The 19,417-nt window shown below is 53.9% G+C and carries 14 protein-coding genes and 1 tRNA gene; 6 read left to right on the top strand and 9 right to left on the bottom strand.

The genetic code is table 11. The annotated features are described in order from the left end of the window. Positions 1 to 228 precede the first annotated feature (228 nt). Complete coding sequence (locus J4E05_RS07595) at positions 229 to 1,215, bottom strand: 2-hydroxyacid dehydrogenase (protein WP_085593560.1); 987 nt, start codon at positions 1,213 to 1,215, stop codon at positions 229 to 231. 198 nt (positions 1,216 to 1,413) lie between these two features. Between J4E05_RS07595 and J4E05_RS07600 the strand changes: the two genes are divergently transcribed. After that, a complete protein-coding gene (locus J4E05_RS07600) occupies positions 1,414 to 1,914 on the top strand; it encodes an SH3 domain-containing protein (protein ID WP_085593559.1) in 501 nt (166 codons plus the stop codon). A gap of 106 nt (positions 1,915 to 2,020) precedes the next feature. Here J4E05_RS07600 and J4E05_RS07605 read toward each other — a convergent pair whose 3' ends face one another. After that, positions 2,021 to 3,013, bottom strand: a complete 993-nt coding sequence (locus J4E05_RS07605; RefSeq protein WP_349593951.1) for an oxidoreductase — start codon at positions 3,011 to 3,013, stop codon at positions 2,021 to 2,023. Between the two features lie 96 nt (positions 3,014 to 3,109). On the opposite strand from J4E05_RS07605, the gene J4E05_RS07610 reads away from it, so the two are divergent. Continuing rightward, positions 3,110 to 4,084 carry an AraC family transcriptional regulator gene (locus J4E05_RS07610; RefSeq protein WP_349593954.1) on the top strand — a complete coding sequence of 325 codons (975 nt, stop codon included), beginning with the start codon at positions 3,110 to 3,112 and terminating at the stop codon, positions 4,082 to 4,084. Positions 4,085 to 4,115: 31 nt separating this feature from the next. Here the strand turns inward: J4E05_RS07610 and J4E05_RS07615 are convergent, their stop codons facing one another. Further along, positions 4,116 to 5,516, bottom strand: coding sequence for a class I SAM-dependent RNA methyltransferase (locus tag J4E05_RS07615; RefSeq protein WP_349593956.1), 1,401 nt, complete (start codon positions 5,514 to 5,516; stop codon positions 4,116 to 4,118). Positions 5,517 to 5,913: 397 nt separating this feature from the next. Here J4E05_RS07615 and J4E05_RS07620 point away from each other — a divergent pair, with 397 nt between their 5' ends. Continuing rightward, entirely contained in the window at positions 5,914 to 8,499 is a 2,586-nt protein-coding gene (locus J4E05_RS07620; protein WP_349593959.1) for a bifunctional diguanylate cyclase/phosphodiesterase, read from the top strand. Positions 8,500 to 8,708: 209 nt separating this feature from the next. On the opposite strand, the gene mgtE is transcribed toward J4E05_RS07620, so the two are convergent. The 5 genes from mgtE to J4E05_RS07645 all read right to left on the bottom strand — a co-directional run bounded on the left by mgtE (position 8,709) and on the right by J4E05_RS07645 (position 15,404). Then, complete coding sequence (gene mgtE / locus J4E05_RS07625) at positions 8,709 to 10,121, bottom strand: magnesium transporter (RefSeq protein WP_085593554.1); 1,413 nt, start codon at positions 10,119 to 10,121, stop codon at positions 8,709 to 8,711. Between the two features lie 148 nt (positions 10,122 to 10,269). After that, positions 10,270 to 12,561 carry an NADP-dependent malic enzyme gene (locus tag J4E05_RS07630; protein ID WP_085593553.1) on the bottom strand — a complete coding sequence of 764 codons (2,292 nt, stop codon included), beginning with the start codon at positions 12,559 to 12,561 and terminating at the stop codon, positions 10,270 to 10,272. 325 nt (positions 12,562 to 12,886) lie between these two features. Beyond that, entirely contained in the window at positions 12,887 to 13,783 is an 897-nt protein-coding gene (locus J4E05_RS07635) for a class I SAM-dependent methyltransferase (RefSeq protein ID WP_349593963.1), read from the bottom strand. Then, the gene (locus J4E05_RS07640; RefSeq protein ID WP_349593966.1) at positions 13,780 to 14,982 is read right to left on the bottom strand and encodes an N-acyl amino acid synthase FeeM domain-containing protein; all 1,203 of its coding nucleotides are present in this window, start codon (positions 14,980 to 14,982) and stop codon (positions 13,780 to 13,782) included. Before J4E05_RS07640 ends, J4E05_RS07635 begins: the two co-directional genes overlap by 4 nt. 335 nt (positions 14,983 to 15,317) lie before the next feature. Then, positions 15,318 to 15,404, bottom strand: a tRNA-Leu gene (locus tag J4E05_RS07645). Positions 15,405 to 15,522: 118 nt separating this feature from the next. Between J4E05_RS07645 and lipB the strand changes: the two genes are divergently transcribed. The 3 genes from lipB to J4E05_RS07660 all read left to right on the top strand — a co-directional run bounded on the left by lipB (position 15,523) and on the right by J4E05_RS07660 (position 18,228). Further along, positions 15,523 to 16,203: a lipoyl(octanoyl) transferase LipB gene (lipB, locus tag J4E05_RS07650; protein WP_085593550.1), complete on the top strand. Its 681-nt coding sequence runs from the start codon at positions 15,523 to 15,525 to the stop codon at positions 16,201 to 16,203. Positions 16,204 to 16,241: 38 nt separating this feature from the next. After that, entirely contained in the window at positions 16,242 to 17,324 is a 1,083-nt protein-coding gene (locus tag J4E05_RS07655) for a diguanylate cyclase (protein WP_349593969.1), read from the top strand. A gap of 364 nt (positions 17,325 to 17,688) precedes the next feature. After that, on the top strand, positions 17,689 to 18,228 hold the full coding sequence (locus J4E05_RS07660) for a hypothetical protein (protein ID WP_085593549.1): 540 nt from the start codon (positions 17,689 to 17,691) through the stop codon (positions 18,226 to 18,228). Positions 18,229 to 18,635: 407 nt separating this feature from the next. Here J4E05_RS07660 and J4E05_RS07665 read toward each other — a convergent pair whose 3' ends face one another. Beyond that, positions 18,636 to 19,196, bottom strand: coding sequence for a DUF4169 family protein (locus tag J4E05_RS07665; protein WP_349593972.1), 561 nt, complete (start codon positions 19,194 to 19,196; stop codon positions 18,636 to 18,638). Between the last annotated feature and the right edge of the window lie 221 nt (positions 19,197 to 19,417).

Here is a 19,417-nt window from a genome sequence, read left to right on the forward strand (position 1 = left end):
AAGCCTGTGGCAAAAGGAAATGGCGCAACGTTCAAATTCGCCACACCCCTGTCAGGATATGTCAGGAGGAGCGATTAATTTACCTGACCACCCCAACCTGCCCGCCCCAAAATGACCCGATACATTTTACCCCGACGGATCAGCGGCATAAAAAAAGCCCGCCGTCTATCATTGCGGCAGGCTTTTGGCAGTTGATATTGATAGAGACCTGAAAACAGAACCTGTGTTTTACAGTAACCCTTCAATCACGCGGTCGGGCGGGGTATGTCCATCGACAAAGGTTTTAATGTTAATCAGCACCTTTTCGCCCATATCAATGCGCCCCTCGATGGTGGCCGACCCCATATGGGGCAACAGCACGGCATTGTTAAGTTCGATCAGTTTCGGGTTTACCGCAGGTTCATGTTCAAACACATCCAGCCCGGCCCCGGCAATTTCCTGATTGGACAACATCCGCGTCAGCGCGGCTTCGTCAACAATTTCACCGCGTGCGGTGTTAACCAGAATGGCGTGTGATTGCAAAAGCTTTAACCGCCGCGCCGACAGCAAATGATAGGTCGCCGGTGTATGCGGGCAATTGACCGATACCACATCAACATGGGCCAGCATCTGGTCCAGGCTTTCCCAATAGGTGGCTTCAAGTTCTTCTTCAATATCGGGGTGAACCCGGCGGCGGTTATGATAATGTACCGACAGGCCAAATCCCTTGGCCCGGCGTGCCAAAGCCCGGCCAATGCGGCCCATGCCAACAATACCCAGGCGCTTGCCCCAAATACGGTGGCCCAGCATCAATGTTGGCCCCCAGCCATTCCAGTCGCCAGAACGAATAAGGCGTTCCCCCTCGCCGACCCGGCGCGACACGGAAAGGATTAACCCCATCGTCATATCGGCGGTGTCTTCGGTCAGGACATCGGGGGTATTAGTCACAGTAATGCCGCGCTGGCGTGCTGTTTGCAGATCAAGATGGTCTATACCATTGCCAAAGTTGGCAATAAGACGCAAATTCGGCCCCGCATGGGCCAGAACCGCCGCATCGATACGGTCGGTAACAGTCGGCACCAGAACATCGGCATGTTTCACAGCTTCGATCAGGGCGGTTTTGTCCATCGGCGTATCGTCGATGTTCAACCGGCTATCGAACAGTTCCATCATGCGGGTTTCAATCGCTTCCGGCAACTTGCGGGTCACGATGACGAGGGGCTTTTTCTTGGTCATCTGCCGATCCTATGCGGTCTTTTAACTCTTTGCTGGCAAGATTGCTTTTTGGGCCTTTGCATCTTGCCGCAATGCAGTGATGCCACGGCCAAAGGTACGAAAGCAAGAATTTTGACGTCTTTTTTGTAATTTTATTTCTTAAATATCCGATTTTGACGATAAAGTCGGGTTACTGACCACAAAAAGGGAACCACCCCCATGCCTGCTGGGATGCGAAAGCTCCTTCTATTGATCGTATTATGCGGTTTTATCCTGCCAAACTTTGCTCTTGCACAAGAATCGGGCCTGCCGATCCCCCGGTTTGTTGCATTGCGGTCAGATAAGGTACATCTGCGTTCCGGCCCCGGGCTGCGTTACCCCAAGGTCTGGATTTATCAGCACAGCCATTTACCGATGGAAGTGGTATCGGAATTTGATACCTGGCGCAAAGTACGCGACTGGGAAGGCAGCGAGGGCTGGGTCCATCAAAGCCTGCTAATCGGCACCCGTTATGTCATTGTCACCGGCGATGAAATTACGCTTTATGCCGCAGCCGACAAAAATGCCCGGCCCATTGCCCTGGTTAAAGCCGGGGTTGTCGGCCGGGTGGAAACCTGCCCCAAAGGGGTCGACTGGTGCCAGGTCCAGTTTCAGGATTACGACGGCTGGGTGCAACGCCAGGGAATTTGGGGTGTCTATGACACCGAAACCATCGAATAAACGGGCGGCCAAAACCAGGCCGCCCTGTTAAATGCAGGGTCACATCAAAACAGGGCGACGATACGATATTAACCCTGTCAGGTCATGTTGTTGCCAATAGGCGGCTTTATGACGCAGGAAAGGACACACCTGTCATTTTCTCGCTTAACTGCCACAGCTTTTCCGCCTGGTGCGGATCACAGGCCCACGGCCACACACCGGGAAAGAAAACCCCGACCGTTTCCGCATCGGCACTTACGACGGGGGAAATATCGCAATCTTCGCAATAAACCCCGCCCATACCGTTTAATTGCGGGCTGGTTGCACACCAAACCGTGGTGGCCGCCCCTTGTTCCAGTGTTTTTTTGCCTGTTTCAGGGTCGATAATTGGCGATCCGTCTTTGGCAACAAAACCGGTTGCCTGCAATGCCTCGGCGGACATATGCCGGCTAAGATTTGTGGCAAGAATACCGCCTGGATGCAGCGAAAAGGCCCGCACATTATGGGCTTTACCACGTTGATCAAGTGCCAGGGCAAACAAGGCATTTGCGGTTTTTGACTGACCATAGGATTTCCACGGGTCATAATCACGATTGTTAAAATTCGGGTCTTCCAGATCCACCGGCGCATACCGATGCCCACGGGACGACACCGCCACCACGCGTGCCCCTTTGGCCTTGCACAAAGCCGGCCATAACCGCATCGTTAACTGAAAATGCCCCAGATGGTTGGTGGAAAACTGCGCTTCGTTGCCGCGATCATCGCGCAAAAGCGGGCTTGCCATCACAGCGGCATTATTTACCAGCACATGCAATGGACGCCCGGATGCCAGGAACGCATCGGCGAAGGCATCAATTGATGCCGGGTTCATCAGGTCCAGGTCCATAAGTTCTGCACCGGGCACCTCCGCCAGCGCCTTTTCCGCCCGGGCGCGGTCGCGGGTGGGCACAATCACCTGTGCCCCAGCCTTTAGAAAAACCCGAACCGTTTCCACGCCAAGCCCCGAATACCCGCCGGTAACAATGGCAACCTTACCTGTCAGGTCTTGTCCGTTGATAACATCGTTTGTCGTTGACGCGGCCTTGAACCCCGAGCCGATGGGCGCCTGTGCTGTTGTCATTTTGTGTCTCCTGTTCATACGGTGACACTTGATATAAGCTGGGAATTCTGAATGATGAATACGCTAAAGTCCCAATAAATTGCGCGATCGTACCAAATGACTGTTGATCCCCTGTCCGATGCCCTACATATTTTAAATGCTCGCAGCACCATTTCCGGGGCGATGAAAGCAGGCGGTAAATGGGCCTTGCAATTGCCGCCTCCTGACGGTGTAAAATTTAACGCCGTTGTCCAGGGTGGCTATTGGCTAATACCGGACCCGCGCGAGGATCTATCTGCGGTCTGGATCGAAACCGGTGACGTTGTGCTATTTAACGGGTGTTACGGCTATGTCATGGCCAGCGAACCGGGCCTGACGCCAATTGATGCCCGCAAGGCGTACCGGGACACCACAAATAATTCCCTTGTCATTGGTGAACAGCCGGAGTGTTTTGTTCTGGGGTTGCATGTCCGCCTTGATATCGACGGGATGGATTTTTTGACCGGCGTTTTACCCAAACTGGTGCGTATTCGCGCAGATAACCGGGAATCGGCGATTTTGCGCTGGTTACTGGAACAAATGATTGCGGAAAAGGACCTGGGTTTGCCAGGCCAGGCTGTGGCATCCAACCAGTTGGCACAATTGATGTTCGTACAGGTATTGCGAACCTATATTGCCAATGCCGACCCGCAGGAACGCGGCTGGTTACAAGCCATTGGCGACCCGCATATCGGCCCGGCCCTGCGCCATATCCACACCTGCCCCGCCCACGCATGGACCCTGGCCGAACTTTCCCAAAAAGTAGGCATGTCACGCACCAGTTTTGCCTTGCGGTTTCGCACCAGGGTTGGCATGCCGCCATTAACCTATGTGCAAAACTGGCGTATGCGCCTTGCCCGTCGCGCCCTTCGCGAACGTGATATTCCTGTATCCTCGCTGGCCCTTGAACTGGGTTACATGTCGGAAAGTGCCTTTAGCACTGCGTTTAAACGCAATACCGGCCTGTCCCCCAAACAATTTCGTACCACTGCCCGCCAGTTACACGAAAGGCCACAATCAGTTGCAGGAAACCCGCAGCAAACTGTGGCCTAACACAAATTAAACAGGCACACGCGGCCCGCAATTACGCGGCAGCGGGCAACGTCCGGCGCAAAACGGCAAACATTTCAAGATGGGGCGACCACAAAAACTGATCGACCGGCACCACCTGTTGCAATTCATAGCCACCATTACGCAACAGACGCATATCACGGGCAAAGGTTGCCGGGTTGCACGACACCGCCAAAATCCATTCCGGGCCAAAATTAGCCAAAATTTCGCATTGTGCCAGTGCCCCGGCGCGCGGCGGGTCAAACACCACAACATCGGCATCTTTCAGGGCCTCGGCATCCAGCGGCTGGCGAAACAGGTCGCGATGCACAACCTCGATCGGCGCAGATGCCCGACCAACGGCATATTGCATCGCCCGCACGGCAGCAATATCCCCCTCAACCGCCATGACCCGGCGCCGGTCACCGGTTAAGGCCAGCGGAAAGGTAAAACTGCCAATTCCACAAAACAGGTCAATCACCTGACGGGCAGGAATGCGCGATAATGCGCTGGCAATGGCATTGGTAAGGGCCGTTTCGCCCTGTTTGGTTGCCTGCAAAAAACCACCCGACGGAACAAACACCGGCACATCGGCAAAACGAACTTCCGGCGTACGGCGCTGGGCAACGGGTTCGGCTGCGTGATCGCCCACTTTCCATGCCAAACGGGCAAGATCAACGTGATCAGCCAGTTCGGCCAGGCCCTGGCGCAAATCAAGGTTGGGCTCATGGGTGGCGCCAATCATGACATCAAGGCCGTTGTCGCTGGCATTGACCACGACATTGCGAATGATGGCAACGGTTTCACGCGGCAATGATTCGAGAAACGCCTGGCACTGATTTCTAAAATCTACAATCGCTGGCAGCAAAACAGCACAATCGGAAACATTGACGATATGGTGACTAAAACGTTCGGTAAAGCCGACAAAAACGCCGTCCTGCGTACAAATAACCGAAAAATCGGCCCGGCGGCGGCTGGCGGGCGGCGATGTTTCAAGGGCAGCAACCATGTTTTCGGCCGCCCCGGCATCGGAAATACCGGCCCGCATCACAGCCTGCACCGCACGATGCCGTTTCCAGATGCGATAATCCTCGTCAGGAAGATGCTGTAACGAACAGCCCCCACACTGGTCATAATGCGAGCATTTGGCCGCTGCATGGTCTTTGGGGCGTTTTTGAACCGCGACAACCTCGGCGCCATATCCGTCACCGCGTTTTTGACGCAGCTTAACGCGAACCTCATCGCCGGGCAGCACCCCGTCGACATAAACCAATACCGATTTTCCCCCAATGGCTGTGGTTTCGGCCAAACCGTCTCCTCGCGCGCCGATATCGGCAATTTTAACATCAACCTCAACCCCGATCAGCGGGTCACGCCGGGGCGCTCCGGAACGACGGCCGGGACGGGAACGAGGATTGCGCGCGCGGTTTTTCATAATCGATCTCTTATACGGGATAAAATTTCAAACCTGCTTTGGCCTTCATCGCGCGATGGCGTTTTTCTGTCACGATGGGACCTGCGGGTTATGACGGCCCCTGTTATAGGGCCTTGGGCCGCCTGTGCCTAGGGTCCAACTGGCACCTATTGCCATGTCGCAGGGGACGACCCCTAACTTCCGTATAGGTGTACCGATTTATCTTTTATCCCTAACCTCGGTTTCAGAAAACATTTCGCGACACATTTGGAATGAAATCCGATAAGCTGCCATCTTAAGGTGCGGAACGACATGGGCGAATTCCTGATTTGCCCGGATAAGTGGGGGATCGTCGGGCCAGTTCCAGGAAACCTGGCCTTCGCACAGACCAGGACATAAATAACAAAACGGGGAGCCCATGCAGGACGGCGTTAATCTGCCTGACGATGGTCGGGAAAAAAACAGAACCGCAATCAAGCCACGTGCAGTCGCTATTGCAGCCCTGTTCTTCTGTATACTGGGCGGCGCTTTCTGGCTTGTGGCCCGGCAAATGGAACAGGCGAACGATCACGCCCTTGCCGCCAATGCGAACCTGCTTGCGCAGGGGCTTGGCGACCGGATTGATGAAACCATAACCGCCAATTTACATGCCCTGGAAAACTTTGCCGATAGCTGGCAGGGCGACGCACCGCTGGATGAACGCCAATATTTATCCCACGCGTCCTCGTTGCAATCCCGGTTCGAGGCGTTACAGGCCGTCAACTGGATTTCCCCCAACTATATCATCCAGTTTGTCGCGCCGATAAAGGGCAATGTCCCGGCAATGGGGGCCGATTTAAAACGCCACCCGGTGGCGGGGCCGGTTCTTGACATGGCGTTTGACCAGCGCAAAATCCAGATGACGCCGACACTTGAGTTATTGCAAGGCGGGCGCGGATTTGCCGCCTATGTGCCCGTTATAGACAGCAAGGGCGAAATTATTGGCATGGTAAACGGGGTGTTTCGCATCCGCACCATGCTAAGTAATGTGCTGGAAAGCGATTATCTGGCGGGCTATACTATTCGGGTACGCGAAGGCGATAGCGTCCTGTTTGAAATGCAGGGCGACAGCACCGACCCCAGACTAACCCGCAGCACTCGCATCAATGTGGCCGGGCGGCATTGGGATATTGAGGTTACGGCCGATCCCGACATTTCCGGATTGAGCGCCCTGACCCCGAACATGATCAGTGTTTTTGGTCTCATACTGGCGTGCTTGCTGTCTGGCTTGTTATTTATGTATGCCAACCGCAACCCGACGGCAAAAAGCCTGCACCGGCTGCGCGGGCGCGAAAATATCAGCGACCTTGCCCTGACCATTAACAAGGCAGATGGTCATTTGCGTATGATGTCGCCCGAAACCGCCAGTTTTTTTGATCTGCGCGAAGAAGATTACGGCTTTATCCGCCTTTACAATATCGCCCCTGAATTTCAATCTGATGGCACATCATCGCACCGCGCCCAGGACAAGCTGTTAACCGCCGTCAGCCAGGGCGAAACGGAAGTCCGCCGCGAATGGGTCGTTCGCAGTGCTGAAGGCGTGCATGTTGTTTGCGATCTATTGATGACGCCGTCGGATGTCCATCCCGATTGCATTGATGTTGTGTTGCATCATAACCCGGCGGCCAACGCGGCAGTAAACCGCCTGCGTTACCTTGCCACCCACGACCCGCTAACCGGCCTGCCCAACCGTGCCCTGTTTGACGACCGCCTGAACCAGGCCGTTGCCCACGCCAAACGTTACGAAAAACTGTTATCGGTTCTGGTTGTCGATATCGATAACTTCCGGGCGGTGAATGATAAATACGGGTCCGATGTGGGCGATGAAACCCTGCGGTCCATTTCCGGGCGATTGCGCGCCACAGTGCGCGAAAAAGATACCTGCGCGCGACTTTCCGGTGACATGTTCGCCATTATTGCCACCGACCTTTCCGAGGCCGAAGGCGCCGCCCTGGTGGCTGAACGCATTGTCGAGGCAATTTCCCATCCTATTCCCATTGCAGGGGATGAAATCCGCTTGCATGTCAGCGTTGGCGTGGCCCTTTACCCCAATGATGCGCGTGCGCCATCCCAATTGCTGGCCAATGCCGATGCGGCGATGTACCGGGCGCAAAAATCGGCTGAGTCGTCTTATTGTTTCTTTGTTGAAACCATGAACAACGTCATGCACGCCCGTCTGTCACTGGAAACACAGCTACGCCGGGCAGTGGATGAAAAACGCTTTGTTCTGGAATATCAACCACGTTTTCGTTTGTCCGATCATGGTGTGACCGGCTTTGAAGCCCTGCTGCGCTGGGTCGATGATAGCGGCCAACGTCACCTGCCCCCCGACTTTATTGCCGTGGCGGACCGAACAGGTCTTTTGGCACCGCTGGGGCGCTGGATCATTGAAACAGTGTGTTTGCAAATCAATCAATGGCGCAGCGAGGGATATTTGCCGGTGCCCATTTCCCTGAACCTTTCGGGGCGGCAATTTATTCAGGCCGATATTATCAAAAACATCGTCGAGGAAACCGAACGTCAGGATATTCCACCAGCCCTGATCGAAATTGAGGTTGCCGAAGATATCGCCATGCGCGACCCCGAACGGTCGTTAACCCAGTTTTATCGCTTTGCCGAAGCCGGTATCGGCCTGACGCTGGATCAGTTTGGCGCTGCCAATTCGTCGCTACGCTATCTTAAACGCTTCCCGATCCAGCGGATAAAACTGTCGCGCAGCCTGTTTGATATCGAGCTCGATGAACAACCTGAAAACAGCGTGCTAAACCCCGCTGTTCGCCTGTGCAAAAGCCTGAACCGCCGCGTTGTTGCCGTTGGTGTCGAAACCGAAGACCAACTGGCAATGCTGGGGGCGGCAGATTGTGACGAAATGCAGGGGTTCATTTTTTCGGCCCCGGTTGCAAAAGACGAAACCCAAACATTTTTGACCCGCCAGGCAACGACAGATCAGCCCGGCGATCATTGATTTTATATCGGGCGGCGACCATACGGCACGAACCAGCCACATTGATCATGGCTACCGTTACCAGGCGGTAGCCATTTTCACATCGCCATAACATATGCAAATTACCGTGGCGGGAATCGCACCCAAAACTGAAACCCGCGTGCCGGGTGACCATTACGGGCAAGCCCCAAATGGGCGTGCAGGGCATTGAGCCTGCTTAGCGGGCGTTCCTACATTAAAAAGGCAGCCGCCAGCCCCAAAAAGGCAAAGAACCCGACCACATCGGTAATGGTGGTTAAAAAAACCGATGACGACACCGCCGGGTCCACGCCCGCCCGTTCAAGGGCCAGCGGAATAATCGCACCTGCCGCACCGGCCATAATCAGGTTAATGACCATCGCCACCCCGATAACCGCGCCCAGGCGCATGTTATCAAACCAGAACCAGCTAACAGCCCCGCTTAGCACCGCGAATGCCAAACCGTTAAGTGTGCAAACCGCCACTTCCTTGCGCACCACGCGCCAGGCATTGGTGCTGTTTAATTCGCGGGTGGCAATGGCGCGAACAGCCACTGTCAGGGTTTGTGTCCCGGCATTTCCGCCCATCGAGGCCACAATCGGCATCAACACGGCCAGGGCCACCAGGCTTTCAATGGTATGTTGAAACAGGCCAATCACCAGAGATGCACCAATCGCCGTTCCCAGATTGACAAACAACCAGGTAAAGCGGGACCGCGTGGTATCAAAAATGGCACTGGAAAGGTCGTCTTCCTCGCCAACACCGGCCATGCGCATCATGTCTTCTTCGTATTCTTCGTCAATCACGTCCACCACGTCATCGACCGTAATCACACCAACCAGCCGGCCATTATCATCCACGACAGGGGCGGAAATCAGGTCGCGCTGGCGAAACAGATGGGCGACATTTTCCTGTTCCTCGGTGACCAGCACCGTGCGCATGTCGTCTGTTTCCATCACGTCACGCACCAGCACCGGGCGATTGGTACGAATGGCGCGCGATAACGGCACCATGCCCACCGGGCGATACCGCGGGTCCACCACGATAATATCGTAAAAATCTTCGGGCAGGTTTTTGGCTGAACGCAGAAAGTCAATTGTCTGGCCGACACTCCAGTAATCGGGGATCGCCACCAGCTCGCGCTGCATAATACGGCCAGCCGTGTATTCCGGGTACGATAGGGCTTCCTGTACCCGGGCGCGTTCAATTTCCGATAACGCGCCCAGCAATTCGCGCTGGTCTGCTTCTTCCAGGTCTTCGATAACTTCAACCACGTCATCCGAATCAAGTTCGGAAATGGCTTCGGCCACGGCTGCCGTACCAAGCTGCGCGATGACTTCCTCGCGCAATTCGTCGTCAAGTTCGGTTAGAAGTTCGGGGTCAAAGTCGGGGCGGATAACATCGACAAGCTGCTGACGTTCCGTACTGCCGGCCCAGCCCAGCAAATCGGCAATATCGGCAAAGTGAAGCTCGCCAACCAGTTCTTCAACGCGTGGCGTATCTTCCTGATGCAGGGCATCAAGAATTTCGCGGGCATATTCGGGTGTCAGATCAACATAATCATCGCCTGTCGATACAGACGACGTCGCACTGCCCGGACGATCAAGTTCGTCGATGTCAGTCATCTGCCCCTCCCCAGTTATTTTACATGCTGCGCCGGTTTACTGTCCCAAAGAAAAAAGCCGTACCGGACATTGCAGTCCGGCACGGCTGTTTCTGCGCTAACGTTCATGTCCGGTCAAGTGCGGTGATGCACTGCCCGGTTAAACGCAATTAATTGCGAGACTGTTCCCGGTCAATCGCATCCACAACAGCGATGGCGCTCATATTTACAAGGCCACGCACAGTGATTGACGGGCTAACCACATGAGCAGACTTTGCCGCACCGACCAGAATCGGGCCAACAGGCAAGCCATCGCCCAGCATTTTAACCATATTATAGGAAATATTCGCCGCATCCAGGGTTGGCATCACCAGCAGGTTGGCAGCGCCCTTCAACATCGAATTGGGAAAAATGCGATTACGAATGGTTTCGGAAATGGCTGCATCGGCATGCATTTCGCCTTCAATTTCCAGATCCGGTGCCTGAACACGAATAATTTTCAGGGCATCCCGCATCTTGCAAGCTGACGGATTTTCATGGCTGCCAAAATTGGAATGCGAAATTAACGCTGCCTTTGGCGTAATCCCGAACCGTTTTACCACATCGGCCGCCATAATCGCGGTTTCGGCTACATGTTCGGGGGTTGGATCAACCGAAACATAGGTATCGGTCAAAAAGAACGTCCCCTGTTTCATGATCATCATATTTACAGCCGAGAAATCCGAAACACCTTTACGCAGGCCGACCAGATTACGGACATAGCGCAGATGGCGCAGGAAACCGCCCTGGCACCCGCAAACCATCGCGTCCACCTCGCCACGACGCAGCATCAGGCAGGCCACCACGGTCGGGCGGGTCCGCACGATAGAACGGGCATATTCCGGGTTAATGCCGCGACGGCCCATAATGTTATGGAAATCCTGCCAGTCCTGTTCGAAATGGCGATTATCGTCGGGGTCGTGAATTTCAACCTGAACATCCGGGATCAGGCGCAAGCCAATTTCCTTGATGCGATCCAGAATAACCTCGCGACGCCCAATCAGCACCGGATGGCAAACGCCATCATCCACCAGAACCTGACAGGCCTGAAGCACACGCCGCGATTCGCCTTCGGGGTAAACCACGCGTTTTTTATGGCTGCGTGCCATATCAAATACCGGCTTCATCACCAGGCCGGACCGGAAAACAAACCCTTCCAGCTGCTGGCGATAGGCATCGAAATCCTCGATCGGGCGTTTGGCAACACCACTATCCATAGCCGCCTTGGCAACACGGGGCGGAATTTCCAGCATCAGGCGCGGATCAAACGGTTTCGGAATCAGATATTCCGGCCCGAATTTAAGTTCCTCGCCACCATAGGCCGTGGCAACAATGTCCGAAACCTCGGCAGTTGCCAAATCGGCAATCGCCTCGACAGCGGCAATTTTCATTTCCTCGTTAATTTCGGTGGCCCCAACATCGAGCGCGCCACGGAACAGGAACGGGAAACACAGAACGTTGTTAACCTGATTGGGGTAATCGGTCCGTCCGGTTGCCATAACGGCATCGGGGCGAATTTCCTTAACCAGTTCGGGCGAAACTTCCGGTGTCGGGTTGGCCAGCGCCATAATGATGGGGCGTTCGCCCATTTTGCGCAGTTCTTTTTCACCCATGATGTTGGGTGCTGAAAGACCCAGGAAAATATCGGCGCCTTCGATCACGTCATCAAGGGTGCGGGCATTGGTTTCAATGGCATATTCCGCTTTCCACGGGTCCATTTCTTCTTCGCGGCCTTTGTAAACCACGCCGAAACGGTCGGTAACGGTGATGTTTTCGCGCGGCAGGCCCATCGATACCAGCAGGTTCAAACAGGCAAGGGCGGCGGCCCCGGCACCCGATGCCACCAGACGAACTTTTTCAATGTCCTTGCCAACAACGCGCAAGCCATTGCGCACGGCAGCGGCAACACAAATGGCAGTACCATGCTGGTCATCATGAAAAATCGGAATATTGCAACGTTCGCGCAATGCTTTTTCAATGATGAAGCATTCCGGCGCTTTGATATCTTCAAGATTGACGCCGCCAAATGTGGGTTCCAAGGCTGCGACAATATCAATGAATTTTTGCGGGTCCAGTTCGTTCACTTCCAGATCGAACACGTCGATATTGGCGAACTTTTTAAACAGGACGGCCTTGCCTTCCATCACCGGTTTCGATGCCAGCGGGCCAATCGGGCCTAACCCCAGAACAGCCGTACCATTGGTGATGACCGCCACCAGATTGGCACGCGCCGTGTAATGAACGGCGGTTTCCGGGTCTTTGACAATTTCCTCGCAGGCAAAGGCGACGCCGGGCGAATAGGCCAGGGCCAAATCACGCTGGTTGGCAAGTGTGGTGGTTGCCGCGACTGCCAGTTTACCGGGGGTGGGATACCGGTGATAGTCCAATGCCGCTTCGCGCAGCTTGTCGTTTCTGTTTGTCATAATAATACCTTTAACTTCAGGTATTTAGGTGAAATTAACCTAAAGTGGATTAAGTCCTGAAAAATTGTAGCCGTGTGGGACCGGCCACCGTAGTGGAATTATCACACCGAGAGAAGCGTTCTATTGTTTCAATAGCAAAAATCCCCGCCCCCTTTGCGTAAAAACCGCCAAGATCTGGCAGAGCATAACACGGATGGAACGCCATTCGAAAACTTTAACATTTTCCAACTGTGTTCCATCCTTATGGTCTTAAACGGTTCGCACGACGTCTGTTTGTCCGATCTTTTACCACCCTGACAAATTGGAACGATCTAGTAGCAGTCCCTTACTCGAACTCGGCCAACGTGACATATTCGCCGTAATGCAAACGGGGGTGTTTACCCGGCTGCATATAGGCGTTCTTAAAATCGTCCGTGGCATCAATCGTAAGTAATTTGCAACGCTGCTTTGCCAGAAATGCGGCCATCTCCGGGGCCTCCATCGACCATTTAATCGGCTCGCCAATCAGCTTCAGATACAGGAAAAGGGCCAGCCGGGTATTGTTGCGCGGGCTTTCGCGCGGCTCCACTGCGGTAAATAAAAACCGGGTTCCAACCCCGCACAAATTACGGATAGAGGTAAACATATGCGTCACCTCCTCGGTTGTCAGATACATCGTCACACCCTCGCTAATGAAAAGGGTCGGACGCTCGCTGTCAAACGGTTCAAATGACCGTAATCTGTCCTCGATATTCTGATGGGTAAAATCGACGCTCAGATAATTCACATTGGCAAGGCCGGCCTGTGCCTCGGCAGCATTTTTAAAGGCATCGGCCTTGAATTTCTGGGTATCGGGGTGGTCAATCTCAATAAAATTAACATCGGGAAATTCACAAGACAGCCGAAAGGCAAGGCTGTCAAACCCGGCACCAAGACTGATGACCTGTTTTGCACCGGCGGCAATGGCGGCACGGGTTTTATCCTCGATACAGCGTTTGCGCAAAATGTAGTGCAGGGTAATGCCGGGCAGAAAAATAAATTCACGAATGGCGGTTTTTAACCGCACCAACGGATGGTCCAGTTCGGCCAGACGCGCGCGGCCTTCTTCGGATGCCGCCAAAACACATTCGCCAAGACGCCGTATTTCATCGGGCACCAAATAACTTTGCGACGTACATTTCGCGGTAAAAACCAGCCCCTGTAAAACCGTATATGCCGTCGAACTTGCGGTATTTTCCTTCACTTTGCTTCGTCCCCAAAAAAGGTAATGTGCCGCGTGGAATATTCCAGCAGTTTTTGATTTTTCAATATTTCCAGATAGCTTTGCGCTTCCTCGACAGGTGCCAACGCCATTTCGGCAAATTCCTGCAAGGATACCCGGGATTTAAGAATTGTCGGGTCGCGCGGGTCGGGAATGGCGGCCTTGCGCACCATGTCGGTAAAATACGCCAGACGCTCGGCCAGGGGCGCATAGGCATATATCATGCTCAGGTTATTGGCATCGCGCAGGCGACTTGAAAGGATCTGCATCAGGTCTTTTAACCGTGACGGGTCCTCGTTGCTTTTTTGCCAGAACGTTTCACGATTAATCACCACCAGTTCAGTATTCCGGCTTGCCACAGCCGATGCCGAGCGCGGCGACGAATCGATCAGGGACAATTCACCAAACATATCCCCCGCCCCCAATTTGGCCAAACGCAGGGTTCGGTCCGAGGGTTCGTGATAACGGGTGATGTCGATCCCGCCCTTGGTTATCAAAAAGGCCTCGTCCCCCGCCTCGTCCTGCGCGAAAATCTCGGTTCCCGCATCTACCAGAAGCCACTGAAAACTGCCGCTAAAATGATCCAGCAGGTCTTTTTGTTCCTTGAACATGCCAAAGGCCCAGCGATACATCGGCTCCATCGGTGTCACAAACGGCGTAATTTCAACCCCGAGGCTGCCCAGTTGCAAGGGTTCTGAAAGCCGTTCCCAGCCCAGGCGTTGATAGATACCCGACGTATCGGAATTAACCGTCGCGATAATATGGGTTACCCCCCACATATGACCAATATCAACAGCCATGCGAAACAGCCCGCCAAAAACGTTCCGGCGGTTACGCCATTGCGCAACAATGGCCAGCATACCCGCACTGGCAAATACCGGTGCCGGGCGGCCTGCAACCTGTTCCTGTATGGTTATTTTTTGCCGATAGCTTGAAAAATCAAACGAATGATCGGATGGCAACTGCAAGGTTGAATCGCGATTCACCCGAATCGTCGCAACAGGTGTGTCATCGCTATAGGCAATGATGTTGGCAACTGATGGAATGGCATCAAACAAGTCCACCACGGCCCCGTCATATTTTTCGGCAAAATGTCCCTGTTCCGAATAAACCTGATACCGCAGCCGATAAACGTCGCTCAGTTCTTTTTCTGTCCTGGCAATCTTTATTCGAATAGACATATTTTAATTCTGCACTCCCCGTGTTCCAGCCTGTATCTGCATTGCACAGCCACAGCAAATATAAGGGCAAAAGCAAAACCCGCGGTATCCCGGCGTTTTGCGCGTACAAATCCTGCCACCCAAGCATTATTGGAACAGATATTAATTTTGCCCTATACCCCGATAGAACAATAATAATATACAGAAGTAGGTATTTATCTATTAAAGAATATGGAAATTTGTTGCCGGCCCCAGCATGGCAATGACACGTATAAAACCATTGCAGCCAAGCCTGAAATACAATTTTGGGCCAGAATCAGAAAGGCCCTTCCTTGCAAAACAAGGAAAGGCCTTTTTGGTGCGGTCGAGAAGACTCGAACTTCCACGGGGGTTAGCCCACAGCGACCTCAACGCTGCGCGTCTACCAATTCCGCCACGACCGCATATATAGTAGTAACAAGCCCTGTGAGGTAACTTTGCGGGCTTGCCTTGGCGCGGAAAGGGAGATAGCAAAAAGCCTGACCCCAATCAAGGGGAGTTTTCATTTATTTGACAGGAAAAATGAAAAGTATCGATTTTAAGGCTAAAAAGCCGGAATGGCGGGTCGCAACCAGCCCGGTTTCCTACCCCGAAGCTCTTTTGGAAATGGAATCCCGCGCCGACGCCATTTATCGCAACGACGCGAACGAACTGATCTGGCTGGTGGAACATCCCCCTCTTTACACCGCGGGCACCAGTTCAAAACGCGAAGACCTGGTAGAGCCGGACCGTTTCCCCGTTTACGACGCCGGGCGCGGCGGCCAGTACACCTATCATGGCCCGGGTCAGCGCACGGCCTATCTAATGATGGACCTGCGCAAACGGGGCCGCGATGTGCGTGCCTATGTTCACAGCCTGGAAGAATGGATTATTCGCACACTGGCGCTGGCCGGTGTCACCGGTGAACGCCGCGACGGCCGGGTTGGCATCTGGGTGGACCGTGGCAATGGCCGCGAAGACAAAATCGCGGCTATTGGGGTTCGGGTTCGGCGCTGGGTCACATTTCACGGAATTGCGATTAATTTAAACCCGGATTTGACACATTTTGGCGGCATCGTGCCCTGCGGCATTGCCGAACATGGCGTTACCAGCCTGCAAGATCTGGGAGTCGACATCACCATGGCGCAACTCGATCAGCTACTGGCACAGACATTTGACGATGTCTTTCCCACGCCATCTATCGCTAATGCCACAGATGCCTGATGTAAATATATGCCCCAAAAGAAACGGAACTGCGCACTATGGCTGCACCGATGGATGAAATGACCAACCGCGATCATGACACACCTGGTCATGGCGACACAGACATGCCCGAAAGCATCGCGGTCGGAAATTTTGTCGATGCCGAACGCGATATCCTCGCGGAACTGGAAACAGCCCTTTCCGAACATATTTCCCTGGTGCTGGAATGGAACCGGCGATTGCTGGTACGCCACGATGATGCGACCAGCCCCCGGTCGCAAGATACCCCGGCCCCCTCACAATCAGCTCCACAGTACGTCAGCCCTCATACACATGACCACGCACATGATCATGACTGCAATTTTGGCGCCTGGTATGCATTAAACCGGCATAACCGCCTGCTTGACCAGCCAGCGATCAAATCGCTGGCTGCCACCCATGAACAGCTTCATGCATGTGCCCGCCGATTAATGGATCATTCAAACCGGACGGGCACGGTTGATGGGGCTGAATATGATGCGATGGCATTACGCGCCGAATCGTTTTTTGCCCAAATACGGCGGCTGGAACGGGCATTTCGCACCGCGCGCTCCGACGTGGACCCGTTAACCGGCGTTTATAACCGCCAGACCATGCTCTCTGATCTGGAAATCGAACGGGAAAGGTCAATCCGCACCCATTCATCAGCGGCCATTGCCCTTGTCGATCTGGATTTTTTCAAGGCTGTTAACGATACGCACGGCCATCAGAATGGCGACCTTGTTTTGCAATCTGTTGCCGGTATCTTGCAATCGCATGTGCGGCCATTTGACAAGGTTTACCGTTATGGCGGCGAGGAATTCCTGATTTGCCTGCCAAATGCCGACATGCGCCAGACCGCCCGCGTTCTGGAACGGCTGCGCCGCGTAATCGAGGCATCACCGGTGACCTTGTCGAACGGCATGTCATTGCCTGTAACCACATCCATTGGTGCCGCCCCGATCCTGGCAGACAGGCAGATCGGTCAAATCATTGAAAAAGCGGATCGCGCCCTTTATGCCGCCAAGGAAAGCGGACGCAATCGGGTTCGTGTCTGGCGCAGCCCCGATGAAACCGACCAGGACAAAAAAAACACCCCGGGAACAGGAAACCGTGCGACATAACATAACAGGGCACAAACAGCCCCTTATGCCTGTTTCACATCATATGCCATGCCTGTGGAGCTTGTTTTATCCAAGTCATGTGCGGACAACATCGCAATCAAGGCAAATAAAAACCATCGCCCGACGCCCGCGATACGCGAGTATTTTCAATACACTTCGCGTCCACCTGTTCCTTTTGCCCACATTACAATCCCGATATCACATTAAAACATAAAAAAATTCTACCGGGGCGCACTCTTGTCTTCACAAGTTTGAAACATATCTGCAAACTATAATAATAATAACGCAACCGGGTATTCATACCGCAAACGATAATGGTTGCCCCTTGGGAGGGAATTCGTTTCGCCAAAGACGGAGGCCCATAATGACGACCACAACAGATTACACCCCTGGCGACCCGGCCCTGATGTTGACAATTCTACGCTCGGCCAGCGCCAACCTTGGTCCTGACGCCCTCAGGGATAAAGTCCTTGCGCTGTTCTGCTGTGATGATGACGGCATCCAGATCACCCTGCAAGATACCCCAACCTTACGTTCCCGCATCGAATATGCCGCATCCCACCTGAAAATGGCGGGTCTGATTCGCATTGCCGATGATGGCACACTGGCAATTACGTCGCTGGGCGAGGCCATGCTGATCACGTATCCACTAGGTATTGATGACGGTGTTCTGTGTTCACTGCCTGCCTTTCGCAACCGGATCTACAGCGACAACGCGCCCGTGACGCAATCACGCCCCTTGCCCAACCCCGCATATGGATATGGGTTTTCGGCCGGTCTTGGCGCCCACCGCCTGACAGAAAACCCCTACCCTGCCGATTGTCGCGAACATGAAGACTGGCTGATGGGCTGGGACGAAGCGCTGGACCAGGACAAACGCGAAAAGGAAACACTGCTGAGCTGATGCTAAAACCGTGATGGCGAACATCACAAAAGCGGCTATTTGACATATGGCGTTAACCAACGCCGCAAAACTTGCAAAACCGAACACGGTATTGCAAATGGAGCTGCACCCATTGTGCCCTGATGCACGATGCAATCACGTGACGGAATTTATCAAATCAATCAGCTTCTGCCCGATATCCCCACCGGCAGATATCCGCAAAGCGACGCGTTATCGCGGGAAATTTTCACCGCGCACATCCCCCAACATGGCACCTGCGCTGCCATCCCGAATTTACAGCATGCGCCGATATCTCGAGGTCAGGTTCCCATCTGGAAATAGCATGATGTGGCAATAAAAGCGTGATCGGCCAACCGCCCTTCGCTGAATCGCGGCCATTACCACAATCATTTACCGCCATTCCGGTTTCAGGAATTTTTCGGGGTCGGTTTTTTACCACGCCATGCCGCAATTTGAACAACACTGGAAACCTCAGCCTCATCACCGTTTTTTGGCAAGGTTGCATCAGCCTGCCCGGCCAATGCCTTGTCATCTGCTGGAACCATGCTATCGCCGTCATTATCCCCTTGCGGCGTTTTAAGCGTGCTGGTGGCTTGCTGGGTTTTGGCGGGGCGCTTGTCGCAATCGGATGGCAACGGCTCACCACCAGCTGCGTTGGACGTCTTACTGCCCTTACGCCCGACATGATCCACTTTCGTACGTCGAGGGTGCTCTATTTCTGGCGCACCGCCTGATATCGCAGCGTTTAAATGCGTGTCCGGGCTTGCATCCATGTTTTCTGCCGGCGCATCCACTTTATCACGCAGGTGGCCTTCAATTTTTTTCGTGGCCATATCTTTCAGGGCGCGGGTTTCACTGCGTTCGGCGCGGGTTCGGCCAAATTCGACGCGGTTGGCATCCGCCTTTTTCGATTTTTCATCGCGCGCCTTACGTTTGCGATGCTGACGCAAATTCACCACATCGGCCATTGTCGCCTCAAAAATTGCTGCCGAAACAAAAACCGGTTACCGGGCCATATCTATCATATCCACCCATATACCCCGAGCAAATTGCACGAACATGCTTTCGCGATGCCATCGTTATCGACACCCATCGGCATAAAACCGGCGCGTTTTCTGACAAAAGGCATCGAAGAAAACCATGCTGCCAACAGAAATTTCCCAGGGCCCAACAGGAAAAAGGGCACCCC

The organism is Thalassospira sp. NFXS8 (assembly GCF_040148805.1).
Taxonomy (GTDB): domain Bacteria; phylum Pseudomonadota; class Alphaproteobacteria; order Rhodospirillales; family Thalassospiraceae; genus Thalassospira.